Genomic DNA, 18068 nt, shown 5'->3' with positions numbered 1-18068 from the left:
TGTGTATACACCGGTAAATCCGAAAGCGGACTTTCCCAAGCAGGAAGAAGAGGTTCTGAAGTTTTGGCGGGACAACGATACGTTTAAAAAGTCCCTCGCACAGCGCGAAGGCGCTGAAGAATACGTGTTTTACGACGGGCCTCCGTTTGCGACGGGGCTGCCGCATTTCGGGCATTTTATTCCTTCGACGATCAAAGACATCATTCCGCGCTATCAGACGATGAAGGGCAAAAAAGTCGAACGCCGTTTCGGTTGGGACTGTCACGGGCTTCCCGTCGAAAATTTAATCGAAAAAGAGCTCGGCATCAATTCCAAGCACGAAATCGAAACGTACGGTATCGAAAAATTCAACGATGCGTGCCGCGCGAGCGTGCTGCGCTATACGGACGAGTGGCGGAGGATCATCACGCGCATGGGGCGCTGGGTCGATTTCGACAACGATTATAAAACGATGATGCCCGACTACATGGAATCGATTTGGTGGGTCGTAAAAGCGCTATGGGATAAAAATCTCATCTACGAAGGGAGTTATATCCTGCCGTATTGCCCGCGCTGCGCGACGGTGCTTTCGAATCACGAACTCGCCCTCGGCTATAAGGACGTTCAGGATCCTGCGATCACGGTGCGGTTTAAGGCGACAAAAGCTCCCGATGCCATAGACGATGCGGATTTTGCAAACGGAAACACGTATTTTCTTGCGTGGACGACGACTCCGTGGACGCTTCCTTCGAACGAAGGTCTTGCGATGGGACCGGATATCGATTACGTTAAAGTGCGCGATACCGCTTCGGGCGATTATTATATCCTCGCAGCGGCGCGCCTCGGTGCATATTATAAAGACGAAAAAGAGTATTCGATCGTCTATACCCGAAAGGGAAGCGACTTTTTAGGCGCGACCTACGAACCGCTTTTTCCGTATTTTAAACATCTCGCGGTATTGGACGACGGCTCTGTCGGTGCGTTCAGGATATTCAACGGAGATTTCGTTTCGACCGAAGACGGTACGGGCATCGTCCATACGGCACCCGGCTTCGGCGAAGACGACAACAAGCTTTTTCAGGGTACGGGTATTCCCTTTGCCGAACCGATCGACGCCGAATGCCGCTTTACGCATGAAGTGTCCGACTACGAAGGCCGCTTCGTAAAAGAGTGCGACAAAGATATCATGTCGCGCTTGAAAGCCGAAGGAAAACTCGTCAAGCGGGAAACGATCGTGCACTCCTATCCTCATTGCTGGAGGTGTTCTTCTCCGCTCATCTACCGCAGCATCGGAAGCTGGTTCGTAAAAGTTTCCGAAGAACGCGACGTATTGCTCAAAGCGAATGCCGAAATCAATTGGCGGCCGCCGCACATCAAAGACGGGCGATTCGGAAAATGGCTTTCGGGCGCGCGCGATTGGGCGATCAGCCGAAACCGCTTTTGGGGCAATCCGATCCCGATTTGGAAATGCGATTCGTGCAAAGAATCGATCTGCGTCGGAAGCAGGGAAGAGCTCAAAGCGCTTTCGGGCGTCTATCCCGAAGATCTGCACAAACAGTTCGTCGACAAGATTACAATTCCGTGCAAAAGCTGCGGCGGTACAATGAAGCGCATTCCCGAAGTGCTCGACTGCTGGTTCGAATCGGGTTCCATGCCTTATGCGCAAAATCATTATCCCTTTGAAAATAAAGAGTATTTCGAAAAACATTTTCCGGCGGATTTTATTTCGGAAGGTCTCGATCAAACGCGCGGCTGGTTTTATACGCTCACCGTACTCGCCGCCGAACTTTTCGATCGACCTGCATTTAAAAACTGTATCGTAAGCGGTCTCGTGCTCGCTTCGGACGGACGCAAAATGTCGAAGAGCCTCCGCAATTACACGGATCCCGAAGAAGCGATTTCAAAATTCGGCGCCGACGCGATACGCCTCTTTCTCATGCACTCTCCGGTCGTCAAAGCGGACGACCTTCGCTATTCGGACGACGGCGTGCGCGATATTTTAAAAGGCATCGTCATCCCGCTGTGGAACAGCTACAGCTTTTTTGTGCAGTATGCGAATATCGACGGCATCTCCCCCGACGGACATGAATTCGATGAAGCGCTTCCGCAAAATCCGCTCGATGCGTGGCTCCTTTCGATCACGCAAAAGCTCGTCAAAAGCGTAAGCGCTTCTCTCGACTCTTACGACCTTTCCGGCGCGATCGATCCCATCGTGTACTTTATCGACGAACTCAACAATTGGTATATCCGACGAAACCGCCGCCGTTTTTGGAAAAGCGAAAATGACCGCGATAAAAAGGAAGCATACGCGGCTCTGTACATTGCGCTCAAAACTTTTGCGCTTGCCGCATGTCCCTTTATCCCCTTTATCACCGAAACGATTTGGCAAAATCTCCGAACGAAAAGCGATAAAGAATCGGTACACCTCGAAGACTATCCCGCATACGGCGAAAAGCTGCGGAACGAATCGCTCGAGTTTAAAATGGAAGCGGTGCAAAAAGCCGTTTCGATGGGACACGCGCTCAGAAATCAATTCAATATAAAAAATCGCCAGCCGCTTGAAAGCGCGGCTCTCGTAACGCGGGATCCCGAAGAAAAAAAAGTGCTTGCCGAAATGGAAGATTCCATACGCGAAGAACTCAACGTCAAGCGCATCATCTTTCACGAACGGGAAGACGAACTGGTTGAATACAGGGCGAAGGCGAATTTCCGCGTACTCGGAAAAGAAATCGGTCCGCTCATGAAAGAGGCATCCGCAAAGATCGCTTCTCTCGACCACGAAGCCATTCAAACGATCCTCGACGGTTCGAAATTGGCGATCGAAGTCGAAGGGAAGAGCATCGACCTCGACGGTACGAAAGTGAACGTCGAGCGCATCGAAAAAGACGATTTGAAAGTGCTCAACGACGGCACGCTGACGGTGGGCTTGGACACGAAGATCACCGACGAGCTTAAAAAAGAAGGCTGGGTGCGCGATTTGGTGCGCGGCATACAAAACCTCAGAAAGGAAAGCGGTTTTGCCGTTACCGATCGGATCCGTCTTTCGCTTTCAGGCGATGCGGAACTCAAATCCGCGTACGAACTCTTTGCACCCTTTATCGAAAACGAAACGCTCGCCGTCTCGTCTTCTTGGCTTGCCTCCCTTTCGGGAAAGAACGTCGAAGCCGAAGATAAACTGTGGAAGGTACAAATTGAAAAGGCGTAAATTGCCGTCCGTGCGGGTATCTCTTTTTGCTTCTCTCATCATCATTCTTCTGGGTTCTTGTGCGTCGCTTCCGAAAGGAGCGGAAGTCAATCCGATCGATTTGCTTTCGGGAGATGCCTCTTTTTATATGCGGATCCCGAAAAAAACGGACGGCGAACTCGTCGAACGGATTTTGAGGGCGAGCGCGCAGCATATTTCCGAAAGCGACGCAAAGCTCATCTCAGGCCGCATCGATACGATTTACGCGGCGATCTCGCGCACGAAAACGAGCTTTTCGGTCGAAGCCGCCGTTTCCGGAAATATTCCGAGGCGCACGGCTCAAGCGCTTCTTTTAAAAAGCGCGCAGTGGAAAACCGAAACCCATATACCCGAAAGAAGCATTCGTCCGTATTTTTATTATGCGGCGAACGGCGTTTCTCTCGCTTTTCCGTCGCCGAGTATCGTCTGCGCCGCAAACGATGTGAGGCCCATGCTTTCCTCGTTTGATGCTCACGCATACGGAGGGAGCATCTCGCACAATGTGAGCGATGCCGTCTATGACTGGCTCAATGTGTCGGGGAGCGAAATACGTTTTTACGCGCCGAACCCGCTTTCGTTTTTGACGATCCTCACAGGCACGAATTTAAATCTGCAGCTCAATTATGTCAAAGGCGCGATGACAGTCGACAGCGCGCATGAAGATCAGTACTTCATGTCGATCGAATTCGATTTTAATAATAAAAATATCGTGCGCGCGGGAGAGGCGATGCTCGCTCTCGCATTCGGTTTGACAAACGCGCAAACGACGAGAAATTCGCCGACGAATATTACGGTATCGGGTATTCGAATCAATAAGCGGCAGCTGTATAAATTGTTCGTATTGTAAAAAAAATACGCCGCACCGATCGGATAAAAAATCGGAGGCGGCATTCAAAATTTAAACGATCGCGGAGGAACTATGGCAGGCGATGAAGTTATCTTGAAAGCGGAAGACCTCGACGGGTACTTGACGCGGCAGGATCAAATCGATTTGGATGAGCTCGATAAAATGTACAAAGAAACGATGAAGTCGTTCGATCCTGTAAACAAACAAAAGATCATCGATGCGTTCAACGCGATGGGACACAAAATGCAGGAGATCTGTGCGGGGCACCCGCACATACGCGTCTATTCCTTTGTCACCGAAGAGGGCGCGCACGCCGAAGCGTCCCGCGTCATTTCCAAACTGCGCGATATAAACACGAGCCATCAGGAATTTATCTATTATAGTCAGCGCGCGTATGAAATGCTGTTTCGCATGGCGTACACCGATGCGCATTCGTCGAAAAAAAATTATATGATCGTCAAAACGCCGGTAACCTATCCGGTGCAAAATTATGCCGTCCACAAAATACCCGATATCGACTCGAAAATCGAAAACGCCGTGATGTGCGTCATGCTCCGCGGTGCGCTGCTTCCGAGTATGATCATATCGAAAGAGATCGAAGAGTATTCGTCGCACGATTACGTGACGCCCTTTGCGCTTTTTAAGATCAGCCGCAACGATCAAAAATCGGAAGCGGATATGGAATACGTTTTGAATTTGAAAAAATCCTTTTTCAATCTCGAAGAGCTCGACGGAAAGGATTTGATTTTTGCCGACCCGATGAATGCGACCGGCGGTTCTCTCGTTACCGTCGTAAAATATTTGCAGGGACAGGGCGTCCGTCCGAAATCGATTCAATTTTTTAACACGATCTCCGCGCTCAAAGGCAGCATCCGCGTTACGCGCGCCCTTGAAAACTGCACGTGCTATACGTTGTGGCTCGATCCCGCGCTCAACACGTCCGCATACATCATGCCCGGCTTGGGCGATGCGGGTGACCGCTTGAACGGCACGGACGCAAAAGATTCGCCGCGCAATATCATGCAGCTCATCGCCGATTACGGAAGCAATATCGCAGGTTTGTACCGCTCGCAGCTGTACAAAATCGAACAGACAGTGTTGGGTTGATGATGCGGAAAGCGGCCGCCGTTGCAGCGGCATTGTTTGTCGTTTCGTGCAAAACGGGTGCGCATTTTCCGATCCCCGGAGAAGCTGCCGTCACTCGTTCTTCTCTTGCCGCCGAATACATGGCGATCGCCGATGCATACGCCGAGCTTGAAAAATACGATAAAGCTGCACAGTATTATAATCGCGCAATGAAGGACGAAAGCCTCTATTGGACTGCGATATATAAATTGGGCAGGATGTACGCTCTGTCAAAAAATTGGGGCGAAGCGGAAAAAATCTACAAACGGCTGCTCGAGCGAGACGCTCAAAATGTGAGCGTGCGGATGTCGCTTGCGTACATACAAGCGATGTCGGGCGATCTTGCAGGCGCAAAGACGGCGTATAAAACGCTCGTCGATGAAAATCCGCAAAACGAAACGGTGCTTGTAAACTTCATCGCCGTTTTGCTCTCTCAAAAAGATACGGCCGGTGCGGAAGAAGCTATCGCGCTCTTAAAAGAAGGGTTTCCCGAAAGCACATCCCTTGCCGATTACGAAAAGCGCTTGGCCGATTTGAAAAAGGCGGACGAGGAAAAAGCATCGAAAGGCGGCTCTGCGGATACAAAAGATGAAACTTCGGAAGGAAACGCAGCGGATAAGACCTCAGCTCCTGCGGATAAAAGCGGAGCTGCCGACGAAAGCGGAGCGGACAAAACCGCTGCGGATAAAAGTGCAGATGCGGTAAAAGGTGAGGCTTCTGCGGATAAAAACGCGGCGGTAAAACGGAAGCTCTGAAGTCCGTGCAGGGAATAATGCCCGCTCAGCTTTGCCTTTCCTCGATAAACCTGCGGTATTTGTCGGCGTCTGCGCGGAATGCGACAATCGGGGATGTGTCATCGCGCAATGCGTTTTCGAGCGCTTCGCTCGCTTCCTGTATGAGGCGTTTTCCCGGCAGCATCCGCACGGAGCGGGACGAGATGCCGATCGCGCATTTCGTTTCCATGTTTTCGCCTTTTATTATTTTGACGATATCTTCTCGAACCCCGTCGGCCATTTCGAGTGCGCCGTCGACGGTCGTATCGAGTTTGATTATCGAAAAGCCGTCGGTCATATATTCGAAGAGCAGATCGTTCGATTGAAAGCGTTCGAAAAGATATGCACATATTCGCTTTGACGCGTTTGAAGCGAACGAGAGGTTCGGGATCCGTATCATAAACAGCGACAGATCCCGTTCCGAAGATGCCGCCCGTATCAATTCGCCGTCGAGCCGCGCTTCAAGGTTGTGCGCCCTGCCGAATCCGGTGAGGGGCGAAAAGCGGTCTGCCGAATCGTTTTGCGATTCGTTCGCTTCTTCCAAAAACGGCGTTTCAGGCGGAATGTATACCGTTTCGCCGCCTGCCGCATCGTTTTCGAATCGACCGTAGGATATCTTTTCCGCATTGTCCGCAGTTGCGGTCCCGTCGAATATTTTTTTATGCGCTGCGGCATCCTGTATCATACTTTTTTCTTCTTCGAGCAAATCGTCCCTATCGGGAAGTGCGCCGTCCGCTACGAGTAAGTCGCCGTACTGGTTTTTGTCGGAGACTGCGGAATTTTTATCGGCTCCAAAAACTTCGTCGTCGGAAAAGCGTTCATCGTCCGAAAGATCCTCTTCGATGCCGGAGTCTCTCGTCCTGCCGAATTTTTTTCCGCTTCCCGCTACGATCGTATCGTCTGTCGGAAATCCGTCGTCGATCGGGAGATCGTCATCGAAGGGGTAAAGTCCGTTTTCGGCCTTCGCGAGGGGTGCCTTATCATATGCCGTTTCGGGGATAAGGTCGATATTGTCCGCGGCGGCGTTTTCGGAAGCGGCAAAATGCAGATACAGTAATAAGACAAGCGTAAATACGGTAACGGTGAGTATAACGATAAACGAAAAACGCGCATAGTAAAAGACGGAAACGGGACGGATGAGATACATCGATGCCGAGAGGATGTACGTATCGTCTCCCGCTTGAAAGCTGCTCGAATGCATTTCGCAAAACCGTGACGTGCGCACCTCAGAAGGGTCTTCGTTTTGCGGATAGGAGAAGAGCATACCTGCAGTATTTTTTAAAGTGATAAAAGCGTAATCGTCGTAGGTGCCGCAGGCTTTAACGAATGCGTCGCGGAAGTCGGGAGATGAATCGCCGTAACGTGAAAGCGCGCTTCGCGTTGTCGCGGCGAGGCCGTCGAACGTGCGGCCGGTGCGCTCCCTTCCGGTCGCGTATTCGTAGCCGAGTTTGTAGCACAGGAATATGATTGCCGCCGCAAAGACGGCGGAGATGACGATCGAATAGACGGTAATGCTTTTACGTTTCATAATATTGAGTATATCTCAGAATCTCGACGTATGCAAGTTTCAAGAGTTCGGGAAAAACTTCGAATGCGTTTTCATTTTTTTGTTTTCGAAGCGAAGCGACGGCGGGAAAGAGCGAAGCGACAGCGGGAGCGAAATCGGGGTATGAAAGCTCTTTCGCGGATTGCAAAAAATCGGTTTTAAAAAATGCGGCGAAGGATGACGTATCGAATGAAGTGCAAAAGCGGAGCGGAGAGGGTGTTTTTTTTGCGGCCGCGCGGTAGAAAGCGCCGTCGTAATCGATACGTTCACAGTTTTCTGAGAGGAGCGATTCGAATGTTTTGCGGTATGCGCCGAGCACTTCCGTCGTGCGGGAGCCTGCGTTTTGAAAAAGTTCGGTGCGGAACATAAGCGAGTTGAACGCCGTTTCCGCCGATCGGGTACGTCCGCTTTCGGCGTTGTAGCGCGCGTCGAGGTAGGTACCTTTCATGTACGGTTTTTCCGAATACGAAAAATCCGCACCGCAGACGGCGATATCGGAAAAACCCGCTTTAAGCGCAAAGTCGAGTGCGGCGACCGTCACCGTTCCCGCTCCCGTCGCGATGTGCGGAAAAGGTGCACCTCTTGTGTGCTCCGAAAACTGCGATGCGTAGCGGGCAAGCGGATGGCCTGTTTGAACGAAGGCGATTTTGCCGCCCGCTTTTTTAATAAAACGCACTGCGCTCGGGTGCGCGCATAAGTCGAAGACGAAGAGCGTTCGATACCGTTCCGTTTCTGAAAAAAAATGTTCCGCCGACAGGATTTGACCGTCGATCGATACGACGGCGTCGCATCTTATGCCGCGCTTTGAAAAACTTCGGTATGCGGTATCGGTTGCAATGATATAAAAATCGTTTCGATGATTTTCGATGCGTGTAAGGGCTTTGTCGAGCGAAGGGCCTGCCGCCGCGATGAGCGCCGTTTTGTCGAAAGGAGCGGCGAACGACGCATCGTTTTGCGCATCGCCTGCTTCGGTGTATTCATCGTCTTCCGTACGGGATTGCGCGGTGAACGCCGCTTTGTTTTGCGTGCCGTCCGTCCCTGCAGATTGCGCATCAGTCGGTGTGTTGTCCGTCCTTGCAGATTGCGTACCGATTTGAGCGAGGTTTACGATGATATTGCGCTGCCAGATTTTTCCGAAGTGCGTTTGGGCGGAATAATCGGCTGCAATCGCTCTCGCCGCGCTTGCCGTTTCGGTTCGAAAGACTTCGATGCCGACTTTGTTTTCGTTCGCCCACGAAGGCGTTTCGATGATCGAAAACGAGCCGTAAAAGGCGGGTACGTAAAATCGAAGCATCGCATCACACGTTTTTTCGACGGGAAAGATGCGGACGCGCTTGTCCGAAAGCAGATCGCGGAAGACGGGGATACGCTTTAAAAAATCGATGTCGTCCTGCGAGTTTTCCGCAGCGAGGATGATAGAGCCGGGAAAGCGTTTTTTGAGCGCGCGGATAAAGTAGCCGCCGCCCGCTCCTGCGACTATAAAAAACTTCGATTCGTTTACGTGCAAAGCCGCCTGCTCCGCTTCTTTTTCGGGATCGTAGCGCGAGTGCATGCTTTTGCCGTTGTAAAAGAGAGGGACGGGGCTTCCGTTTTTTGCGGCGATGATCGATGAAAAAAGCGCCTTCATCCTATTATCCTCGCTATCTTTTTCGACAGCGCATCGCTTTTTTTTGCGAGCATTTCCGCTTTGTTCTCTTTTTTTTCCGCATTCGGTTCTCTCTGTCGCGAAACGTATTCCGCGGGAAAAATTTCATGAAGCCATGCGTCGCTTCCTGCGTGCAGCTTTAAAAAATCGCGTGCGGCTTTTTGTACGGCATCTTTTTTCGGAAGCGCTTCATCTGCGATCCGCGGTAGCGTTCTGAGCGGCGAAAGCGATTGTTCAAAAAAAGCGGCATCGACATCGGTAATCGCGCCGAGCGTATTCGAAAAGCGGTAATCGTGGGCGAAGCGGTATACGTTTTTTACGCGCGCTTTCGGAAGCGATTGAAACCATTTCCGGTAGAGTTCAAGCGAACCGGAAGCAAATCGCGAAGCGCTGTTTTTCGTTTCGTTCGGATATGTTTTCATGCAGGACGCTGCGCCACCTTTTTCGAGCGCGTTCGGTCGGGCGTGCTGGAAGCCTGAAGCGGGCGCCATATCGAGACCGCATAAAAAAACGCTTCCATCCGTTATGCTCCGCGCAAAGTCGAGCGCAGAGCCGCTGACCGTTCCGTTCCGTTCGATTTTCATCGAAGGAATGCCGCAGGCTGCAAAAAGGTTTGCGGCAAGTCCGTCGCCGTATGACAGCGGTATGATGGCGCAGGTCGATAAAATAGCTCCGCCGCACGAAGCTTCTTCGGCGAGTGCAAGCGGTATGTGCGGAAAACGCAAAAGCGGCGACAGGTGTGCTTTTGCGTAAAAGCCGCCGTCGGTTGCGATGCAGAGGTCGGGGACGATGCCGTATGCAGTTAAAACCGAAAGAGCCGATGATGCGGCGATGAGAAAGTACGACAGTCGAAACTCCGCGAGATAGGGGAGTGCGCTTTTGAGGCTCGGCCCTGAAGCTGCGACGACGACGGGAGACGAGCCGTTGACGATGCGACCTGCGCGTTCTATGTGCTTGCAGATAAAAAACGCATTCGCTATCCAGCGGGAGGCAAAACCGCTTCGCGTAAAGAGGACGTCGCGTCCCTTATCGACCGCATATTTTATCTCTTGCCAAACGGCTGCATCTTTTTCGGGAAATGCGCGAGAGGCAGGCTGCCACGAAGCGAAAAGAGCGGAGCACAAACCTTCTTCGCCGAGCGTATCGAAGAGCGCATCCGAAAGCCGTACTTCATTTTGTGCCGCATCGAAGACGATATCCCACGCTCTGTCCGTTTCCGAAAGATGAGGCGCATAGCGCACGGCGGCGAGAACGGCGGAGGGGAAACGCTTTCGAAAAAACTGCGCGCAATACGATAGTGCGGGTTCCGTGACGACGACGTACTGCGGATTGAAAGGAGCGGAAATTGAGGCGACAAAGCGTTCGGCTTCACGTTCGGGATCGTATGATGAATGGAGATTCGTACCGTTTGCTGCGCAGGTCGGGAGACCGCTTTTTGCGGTAAAAAAGCGTATGCCCAAGGCATCAACCTTCGGCGGTAAATCGTTCGATGTCTTCCGCTGTGTGAGCCGTACCCGCTTTGATGAGCATGAGCGACTCGGCCGCCTTGTCGAGCAGGGGAGTGAGAGCGCGGCTTATGTGAAATTGCAAAACGGCTTCGTCGAAGTCGGCACGGCAAAAAAGTACGATGTGGAGTTCTCCGTTTTTACCTCTGCGGCAGACGTTCGGAGCGCCAAAGGAGCGTTCGAGCGTGTCGACCGCATCCGTGTAGATCGCGCTGAAAAGCCGGTCTTTGATCGGTTCGCTTTTCGGCGCATATGAAATGAGTATCCGGTTTATGGCGATTTTTGTCGAAAGCAAAAAGAGCGTTGCATTTTTTTCCTGCAAAAGCGATGCATGGACGGAAGCAAGCGATTCGTTGTCGCTTCGCTCGTCACCTGCGTTTCCGTTTTTAATAAATTTTTCTAGGGGGATTTTTATCGCTTCGGGGGGAGGAACCGAGGTTTCTCCGGTAAAATCCGCTTTCATAAAAATCGCATCGGATGAAAGGCGGAAAAAATGAAGACATAAAAGCCGCTCCCGTATACGCGGCGAAAAAAGCTGGTAAAACGCGGTGAGGTTACCCGCCGGCTTTGAAAAACTTTTTACGGACGAATTGGTGCCGATCGTGCCGTCCCAAAAATCGGAAGAGGAAACGGAAAGAGCTGCGCTTGCCGCATCTAAGCCCGTACACGCGCTCATCACAAAACTGTCGTCGGTGATTTCGAAAACGGCACCGTGTCCGATGTCGAAAGCCCCGCACAAATCCGGAAACGAAGCGTACGACGTTCTTTGTGCAAGCGGAGCGGCTGCGGCTAAAAGCCCGGAAGTTTTTTTTGCCTCTCCACCCGAAACGAGGCTGAGCAAGCCCATATTATGCCAATCCCAAATCCGTAAACAGCTTTTTATACGTCGCGAATTGTTCGGAACGCGCGAATTCGACAATCTTTTCTTCAGGCAAATCTTCGAGCAGTTGATCCATATAGAGGAGAACCGATTTGATTTCTTCGGTCAAATTCGCAGGCAGACTTGAAGCTGCTGATCCGGAAGAGGGAGGCGCTTTTGACGCGGGTTCTTCGGCGTCGGTAAACGCAACTTCTGCAGGAGCAGCTTCGGCCGCAACGGAATCGGCTTTGAAAAAATCGTCCGGCGTCGCTGCCGCCTCCGAATTCGTTTTGAAAAAATCATCCGTTGTTGTCGTATCGACCGTTGTCGTATCCGTTTGGAAAAAGTCTTCAGATACAGCGTCGATGATTTCCGTTTTTCCAACCTCATTCTGCACGTCCGCGACAGGCTCGCTCGGTACGGTTTCGGCTAAGATGTCGTCGACTTTCGGAATTGCCGTCTCTTCAGGAATATCGACATCTTCACCGGGAAGTTCTTCAAGTTCGGCTTCTTCGGGAATCTCTTCAAGCGACGCTTCTTCGGAAACGCTGTCGAGTTCCGCCGGAAGTTCGGGAAGTACATCGGATTCCGGAATAAAAAAATCGTCCGTCGAAAATTCTTCCGCAGATTTTTCCGTGACGGGGATGTCGGGGACGACAGGGAGATCGACCGCCGCCGCACTTTCTGCGGGAGCTTTTATCTCTTCTGCGAGCGCATCGACCTTGCTTTCGTTGTTCAAAAAATCGGCGCTGCTCATGATATTGTCGAGCTCGTCGCCCGAAAGCGAAATCGTTTCGTCTTCGTCCAAATCGCTGAAAAAACCGCCGGCCTGCGTTTCCGTCGTCGGAGTTCCCCCCCGTGATTTTAATTCGGCCAATTCCGTTTTCAGCGTCGAGATTTCGTTTTTTAATCCCGAAAGGTCTTCGACGATTTGCCGCAAAAGGTCATTGCTTTCCGTTCGCGGAGACGGCGCATTGTCCATGAGCGATTTCGCTTCTTCGTCGAAACTGTCGGGGACGCCGTTTGTCTGCACCGAAGGGACGGCGCCGTCGTCGGCGGAAACGGTAAGATCGTAATCGACACGAGGCGCTTGCGCTTGAGCGGGTGCCGTACTTCCCGTTGACGGCGTATCGGACGGAGCTTCGTCGGCGCTGAAATCGACCCCGAAATCCGACAAGTCGACGTCTTCGGTGACTGCGGCTTCGGGAGATACGACTGTATCGTCATGAGCAAAAGCGGTATCTGGCGATTCGGGAAGTTCGGGGAGGATTGTTTGTTCGCTTGCTGCCGACACGGAATCCTGTACGGGATCGATTTTCATATCGTCCGTGCCGAAAAAATCGGGCATGGCTTCTTCGTTCGGCGCGAGCGTTTCTATAGTATCGTCGGGGACGGGGGGCTCTGAAAAACCGTTGTCGAGAAAATCTTCGATAGCGACGTCTTCGAGCGCAGACGTATCGTTGTGCGCTTTTTCGGTCGCGGACGGGTCTATATCGGAAAAATCGGGCAGATCGATGTCGAAATTAAAATCGTCATCGCTTCCGGATCTTTGGGCTTCGGATTCTGGAGCCCGCTTTACCCAGACACCGTAATTATCGAGTTCGTTTTTGTTATCAATGGTATTTGCCATATCATTCCCCTCTATGTTCAGCGATACATAGTCTATCCGTTATAGTATCGGCATAAACGCTGTAAAAAAATAGTGCGCCGCTTGGAGAATTCCGCCGGTACTATTGGAAGATTATACCACATATTTTCGTTTCAGAAAATAGGTGATTACACCGATAAAAATAATATGATGCGGATAAAAACGCTTTCGGCTTTTTTTGCCGGTACCCTCGTATACGTGCTGCTTTCACTGTTTGCGGGGCGAGACGGCATTATCGCATACGATCAGCTGCAAAGACAAAAACGTGCGATAAGCAGACAAACGGCTCTCATTCAAAAGATACACGACGAACTTTCCCTCGAACGCACGGCGCTCGAAAAGGATAAAGACGTTATCGCCGCCTACGCGCGAAAACTCGATTACGTGAGCGAAGGCGAAAAACTTGTTAAAATAACGGGCTTACGGCCGTACGAAGCGGCGCTCTACGATACCGGAACCGTCATCAGGCGAGTGCCGATAGCCTTCGTGAGCGAGCGCACGTGCAAAGCGTGCGGCATCGCGTTTTTTGCACTTACCTTTGCACTTTTGTCGCTTGTCGGAGAAAGAGGCGAAGCTATGGCGCGAAGAAAAAAATCACAAACGCTGACCGAATCGCGGGGTGAAAACGAAGCGGGGCGCGCAGGAATGCAGAGTGCGGGATCGAAGGCAGGCATGCGTTCCGTCTCCTTCGGCGGCGGTACTCCGTGACGATACAAAAAACCGACGAAAAGGCATCTCCTCTCTGTATCGATTTTTTAAAGCGCGGAAAAATCGTTATTTTACCGACCGATACCGTCTACGGATTTTCCGCCGTCGTCGAAAGCCGCGAGCCGATATTTCGTACCGAACAAAAGCTCCGCGCGATAAAGGGCAGGGACGAGGGAAAGCCGTTTATCCGCCTCATCGCGCATCCCGATGATATTATACTGCACACGAAAGATGCGCTTCCCGAATCGCTTATCGCAAAGTGGCCGGGCGCGCTCACGATCATCGTCAACGACAGAGCGGGGGGGACTGCCGCATACCGCTGTCCCGGAGACGCGTGGCTGAGAAATATCATCTCCGAAAGCGGTCCCGTCTATTCGACGAGCGTCAACAAAAGTGGAAAGCCCGTGCTCGAAAAAATAAGCGACATTATCGAAACGTTCGAAAACGCTGTCGATTTAATAATTTCATCGGGCGATACCAAAGGCGCGCTCCCGTCCACGATCGTCGATATAAGTTCCGGTACTCTCCGCGTACTGCGTCAAGGCGCCGTGCGGGTGTGATTTACGGAAGGCGAAATCGATTATGGCAAACGCATTTTTAAAGTTACCTCTGAACATTACAGTTTTTAGAAGTTCCCATTTATTTATTTTATCGATTCCGGTATTTTCGAAAAAGGGCAGTGCGTATGCTTCGAGTTCTTTACGGCGCCTGTCGGCGTAGTTCAGGGGTATTACAACAAATTAAAAAGCGGTTTTCGGTCCCTACGAGAGTCGAACTCGTCTTTAAAGATTGAGAATCTTTCGTCCTAACCGATAGACGAAGGGACCCGATACGGAAAAAAAAGGGCTGTCTCAAAAGTCGGTTACTTTTTCGACAGCCTGTCGAGTTTAAAATTAAGTCTTTATATTGTCAATGGCTTAATTTTAAACATCGCATAATAAATCAAGGAAACTTTTCAAAAATCGAAATTTTTGGAAAGTTCTTTTGTGTTCCCCAAGGAGGATTCGAACCCCCACAAGCAGAACCAGAATCTGCGGTGCTACCATTACACAATCGGGGAATATGCTGTTTGACTACTATACGCGTTTAGCGTGGCTTTGTCAATACGGTGATGCAGCGTGTGTAGCGTGTGTAGCGTGCGCGCAGGGAAAACAGCATACATACGTGACGTACTAAAAAAAATCCGATCGGCTTCCGGGCGCGAGAGCGATCCCCCGCGGACTTTTCCGATCGGATAATTCTGATATAAAAACGTATCTTACTTTGCCGACATGAGCAGCGTTTTGGGATCGAGGTTTACCGTACCCGCAACGGCCCTTTTATCGCGGAGCTTCAATACACTGAGCGCAACTCCGTTTTGCGAAGCGGCAAGGTGGCATACCGCATCGAAAAAGGGAAGCAATTCCGGACGGCAGGAGCCTTCCAAATCCGTGCTTGCCTTTGTGTCGCTGAACCATGCGATTATCTTTTCTTCTTTGACAAAGGCGGAGACGGCTTCGATGTCTTCTTTACTCACTTTGTCCATGTTCATACCGTCGATGACGAGCGCGGAAACGGAGATGCCTCCGGCTTTCAGCGCTTTCAGCGTGTTGATGACTTTCGTAAGCGAAAAGGTTTCCTGGCTGAAATTCAAAATCATGCGGTCGCGCATAATGCTGTCTTTCAATTCGGGATTGTCCGCTATATTTTTTTTCTTCGATATCTCCGTAAAGATGCTGTCATACCACGAAATGACGTTCGAAGAGTGCTGGTCGAACGAAACATGAACGAGCTGTTCGTCTTTGAGCAGCGCATCGAGACCGAACTGCACGAGGATCGCGGTTTTGCCGACGCCTTTTTTTGCGGTGACGAGTCCGATCTCGCCCGCTTTCAGTCCTCCGTCGGCAATATTGTCAAAGCTGCGCACAGGGCTGTAGTTGATAAGATCTTTTTTATCCATAGCTGCCTCCTATAAAACTTTTGCAGAAAGTATTGAGATTGCAAAAAAGCGATGTCGAAACGCCGGCACCGCTTTTATCGCATCTCGTTATTTTTGCGCTGCTTTGCGCTCTTCCTGATATTTTTTCATCAGTTCTTCGCCTACGGCGTTCGGTACGCGTCCGTATTTGAGGAATTCCATCGTAAACTCCGCTTTGCCCTGCGTCGAAGAGCGGAGGATTGTCGAAAAACCGAACATCTCCGAAAGCGGCACTTCCGCGTTCACGGTCGAGGTATTGTTTTCATCCGTCGTATCGATGATGACGCCGCGTCTCTGGTTGATGAGACCGAACATATTGCCCTGGAATTCGGTCGGTCCCGAAATGGACACTTTCATAATCGGCTCGAGAATGACCGGCTTCGCTTTTTCGTAGCCTTCACGGAAAGCTCCGATCGCAGCCTGTTGGAACGCGATATCGGACGAGTCGACCGGGTGGTACTGACCGTCGTTGATCGTCATCTTTACGCCGACGATGGGGAAGCCGATGAGCGTGCCTTTTTCCATCGCTTTGCGGAAGCCTTTATCGCAGGACGGAATGTATTCGTTCGGGATGGCGCCTCCCTTGATCGCATCGACGAACTCGTAATCTTTGTCGGCGAGCGGTTCCATAATACCGGCGACGCGTCCGTATTGACCGGAACCGCCGGTTTGCTTTTTGTGCGTATAGTTGAACGGCGCGCTCTGTGTGATCGATTCGCGGTAAGCGACTTGCGGCTGACCGACGACGACTTCGCACTTGTATTCACGCTTCATGCGTTCGACGTAGACGGCGAGATGCAATTCGCCCATGCCTTTGATGATCGTTTCGTTCGATTCGGGATCGACGTAGGTTTGGAAAGTCGGATCTTCTTTCGTAAAGCGGTTGAGCGCTTTCGCCATCTGAGCGGCGTCTTTTTTTTCTTTCGGCGTAATCGATTCGGAGATGACGGGATTCGGAACGTACATCGACGCCATGGAATAATTGAGTCCGCCGCCGCAGAACGTATCGCCGGATGCGCAGTCGATACCGAAGAGCGCTACGATGTCACCGGGAGTCGCTTCGTTGATATCTTCCATCTTGTCCGCGTTCATGCGCACGAGACGACCGACTTTGAACTTTTTGCGCGCGCGCGTATTGTACAGCTCGCATCCTTTCGGAATCGTACCCTGATACACGCGGACGTAGGTGAGTTGTCCGTACTGTCCGTCGTCGAGTTTGAATGCGATCGCGACGGTCGGCTTGTCCGCGACATTGAAGAGCTCGACCTGCGCTTCGTTATTGTCGAGGTCGAAAGCATAATTGTGAACCTCGGTCGGGTCGGGAAGATAGCGCGTAACGCCGTCGAGTACGAGCTGCACGCCCTTGTTCATGTGAGCCGAACCGCAGAATACGCCGACGAATTGCTCCGCGAGCGTCGCTTTACGGACGGCCGCGATGATCTCTTCTTCCGTTTCTTTGCCTTCGAGGGCGTCTTCCATGAGCTGATCGTCGAACATCGATACCGCATCGACCAAATCCGCGCGATATTTTTTTGCCTCATCGACCATGTGCGCGGGAATTTCTGCGACGCGAACTTCCTGACCGTCGGGACCTTCGAAATAGAGCGCCTTCATTGCAACAAGGTCGACAACGCCTTCGAGTTTGTCTTCAAGCCCGATCGGGAGCGCCATCATGTGGGCGTTGAGTCCGAGTTTATCGCGCAGCTGTTTGCATACGCGGATGGGATTCGCGCCCTGTCGGTCGCATTTGTTGACGAATGCGATGCGGGGTACATGGTAGCGCTTGAGCTGACGGTCGACGGTGATCGACTGAGACTGAACGCCCGCGACCGCGCACAAAACGAGGATGGCGCCGTCGAGAACGCGCAAACTCCGTTCGACTTCGATCGTAAAGTCGACGTGTCCGGGCGTATCGATCAGGTTGATTGTGTAATCTTTCCATTGAACCTGCGTTGCTGCGGATTGGATCGTAATGCCGCGCTCGCGTTCCAATTCCATGCTGTCCATTGTCGCGCCGACGCCGTCTTTACCGTGAACTTCGTGAATTTGATGAATTCTGTTGCAGTAAAACAAAATGCGTTCCGACAAAGTCGTTTTTCCCGAGTCGATGTGAGCGCTGATACCGATATTTCGTAGTTTGGAAATATCAAAGTCCATATTAATTACCTCTTTATAAAAAAAATTCCACCTTACAGTAAGGGATAAATATAACCGATTACAAAGCTTTATTCAATACCGAAATCGATCACGATA

Annotated in this window: 13 protein-coding genes and 2 tRNA genes; 6 read left to right on the top strand and 9 right to left on the bottom strand. The window is 51.4% G+C overall.

The window, feature by feature from the left end; translation table 11 throughout:
• The first annotated feature begins 1 nt into the window (after position 1).
• The 4 genes from ileS (at position 2) to H9I36_RS07665 (ending at position 5929) form a co-directional block, all read left to right on the top strand.
• Positions 2-3184 carry an isoleucine--tRNA ligase gene (ileS, locus tag H9I36_RS07680; RefSeq protein WP_187384787.1) on the top strand — a complete coding sequence of 1061 codons (3183 nt, stop codon included), beginning with the start codon at positions 2-4 and terminating at the stop codon, positions 3182-3184.
• Positions 3171-4049 carry a hypothetical protein gene (locus tag H9I36_RS07675; protein WP_187384786.1) on the top strand — a complete coding sequence of 293 codons (879 nt, stop codon included), beginning with the start codon at positions 3171-3173 and terminating at the stop codon, positions 4047-4049. Before ileS ends, H9I36_RS07675 begins: the two co-directional genes overlap by 14 nt.
• A gap of 72 nt (positions 4050-4121) precedes the next feature.
• Complete coding sequence (locus tag H9I36_RS07670; RefSeq protein WP_038081520.1) at positions 4122-5156, top strand: uracil phosphoribosyltransferase; 1035 nt, start codon at positions 4122-4124, stop codon at positions 5154-5156.
• Positions 5156-5929 (top strand): tetratricopeptide repeat protein, encoded by a 774-nt coding sequence (locus H9I36_RS07665; RefSeq protein WP_187384785.1) that lies wholly within the window; start codon positions 5156-5158, stop codon positions 5927-5929. Before H9I36_RS07670 ends, H9I36_RS07665 begins: the two co-directional genes overlap by 1 nt.
• A gap of 25 nt (positions 5930-5954) precedes the next feature.
• Here H9I36_RS07665 and H9I36_RS07660 read toward each other — a convergent pair whose 3' ends face one another.
• The 5 genes from H9I36_RS07660 to H9I36_RS07640 are packed head-to-tail and all read right to left on the bottom strand — an operon-like array spanning position 5955 to position 13132.
• Positions 5955-7475 (bottom strand): GGDEF domain-containing protein, encoded by a 1521-nt coding sequence (locus H9I36_RS07660; RefSeq protein WP_187384784.1) that lies wholly within the window; start codon positions 7473-7475, stop codon positions 5955-5957.
• Complete coding sequence (locus tag H9I36_RS07655) at positions 7465-9120, bottom strand: motility associated factor glycosyltransferase family protein (protein WP_187384783.1); 1656 nt, start codon at positions 9118-9120, stop codon at positions 7465-7467. The genes H9I36_RS07660 and H9I36_RS07655 overlap by 11 nt, the downstream gene beginning before the upstream one ends.
• Positions 9117-10598 (bottom strand): 6-hydroxymethylpterin diphosphokinase MptE-like protein, encoded by a 1482-nt coding sequence (locus H9I36_RS07650; RefSeq protein WP_187384782.1) that lies wholly within the window; start codon positions 10596-10598, stop codon positions 9117-9119. Before H9I36_RS07650 ends, H9I36_RS07655 begins: the two co-directional genes overlap by 4 nt.
• 4 nt (positions 10599-10602) lie before the next feature.
• Entirely contained in the window at positions 10603-11490 is an 888-nt protein-coding gene (locus H9I36_RS07645) for a hypothetical protein (RefSeq protein ID WP_187384781.1), read from the bottom strand.
• A 1-nt stretch (position 11491) separates the two neighbouring features.
• Complete coding sequence (locus tag H9I36_RS07640) at positions 11492-13132, bottom strand: hypothetical protein (RefSeq protein WP_187384780.1); 1641 nt, start codon at positions 13130-13132, stop codon at positions 11492-11494.
• 165 nt (positions 13133-13297) lie between these two features.
• Between H9I36_RS07640 and H9I36_RS07635 the strand changes: the two genes are divergently transcribed.
• Together H9I36_RS07635 and H9I36_RS07630 are read left to right on the top strand one after the other, a co-directional pair.
• Positions 13298-13858, top strand: coding sequence for an FtsB family cell division protein (locus H9I36_RS07635; RefSeq protein WP_187384779.1), 561 nt, complete (start codon positions 13298-13300; stop codon positions 13856-13858).
• Complete coding sequence (locus H9I36_RS07630; protein ID WP_187384778.1) at positions 13855-14418, top strand: L-threonylcarbamoyladenylate synthase; 564 nt, start codon at positions 13855-13857, stop codon at positions 14416-14418. The genes H9I36_RS07635 and H9I36_RS07630 overlap by 4 nt, the downstream gene beginning before the upstream one ends.
• A 195-nt stretch (positions 14419-14613) precedes the next feature.
• Here the strand turns inward: H9I36_RS07630 and H9I36_RS07625 are convergent.
• From H9I36_RS07625 to fusA, 4 genes are all read right to left on the bottom strand, one after another.
• Positions 14614-14685 (bottom strand) — tRNA-Glu (locus H9I36_RS07625).
• A 162-nt stretch (positions 14686-14847) separates the two neighbouring features.
• A tRNA-Gln gene (locus H9I36_RS07620) sits at positions 14848-14918 on the bottom strand.
• 198 nt (positions 14919-15116) lie between these two features.
• On the bottom strand, positions 15117-15797 hold the full coding sequence (locus tag H9I36_RS07615) for an ATPase domain-containing protein (RefSeq protein WP_187384777.1): 681 nt from the start codon (positions 15795-15797) through the stop codon (positions 15117-15119).
• An 87-nt stretch (positions 15798-15884) separates the two neighbouring features.
• Positions 15885-17972, bottom strand: coding sequence for an elongation factor G (gene fusA, locus H9I36_RS07610; RefSeq protein ID WP_187384776.1), 2088 nt, complete (start codon positions 17970-17972; stop codon positions 15885-15887).
• Positions 17973-18068: the final 96 nt, after the last annotated feature.

The sequence above is a fragment of the Treponema sp. Marseille-Q4130 genome (assembly GCF_014334325.1).
Classification (GTDB): domain Bacteria; phylum Spirochaetota; class Spirochaetia; order Treponematales; family Treponemataceae; genus Treponema_D.
The sequence above is the reverse complement of the archived record's forward strand: the minus strand, read 5'-3'. Positions and strand labels throughout refer to the sequence as shown.

What these genes read in the sequence shown, in the direction of transcription:
- fusA (WP_187384776.1), bottom strand. Translation starts at nt 17,972, where the DNA reads ATGGACTTTGATATTTCCAAACTACGAAATATCGGTATCAGCGCTCAC.
- H9I36_RS07635 (WP_187384779.1), top strand. Translation starts at nt 13,298, where the DNA reads ATGATGCGGATAAAAACGCTTTCGGCTTTTTTTGCCGGTACCCTCGTA.
- H9I36_RS07660 (WP_187384784.1), bottom strand. Translation starts at nt 7,475, where the DNA reads ATGAAACGTAAAAGCATTACCGTCTATTCGATCGTCATCTCCGCCGTC.
- H9I36_RS07655 (WP_187384783.1), bottom strand. Translation starts at nt 9,120, where the DNA reads ATGAAGGCGCTTTTTTCATCGATCATCGCCGCAAAAAACGGAAGCCCC.
- H9I36_RS07615 (WP_187384777.1), bottom strand. Translation starts at nt 15,797, where the DNA reads ATGGATAAAAAAGATCTTATCAACTACAGCCCTGTGCGCAGCTTTGAC.
- H9I36_RS07670 (WP_038081520.1), top strand. Translation starts at nt 4,122, where the DNA reads ATGGCAGGCGATGAAGTTATCTTGAAAGCGGAAGACCTCGACGGGTAC.
- H9I36_RS07665 (WP_187384785.1), top strand. Translation starts at nt 5,156, where the DNA reads ATGATGCGGAAAGCGGCCGCCGTTGCAGCGGCATTGTTTGTCGTTTCG.
- H9I36_RS07645 (WP_187384781.1), bottom strand. Translation starts at nt 11,490, where the DNA reads ATGGGCTTGCTCAGCCTCGTTTCGGGTGGAGAGGCAAAAAAAACTTCC.
- H9I36_RS07640 (WP_187384780.1), bottom strand. Translation starts at nt 13,132, where the DNA reads ATGGCAAATACCATTGATAACAAAAACGAACTCGATAATTACGGTGTC.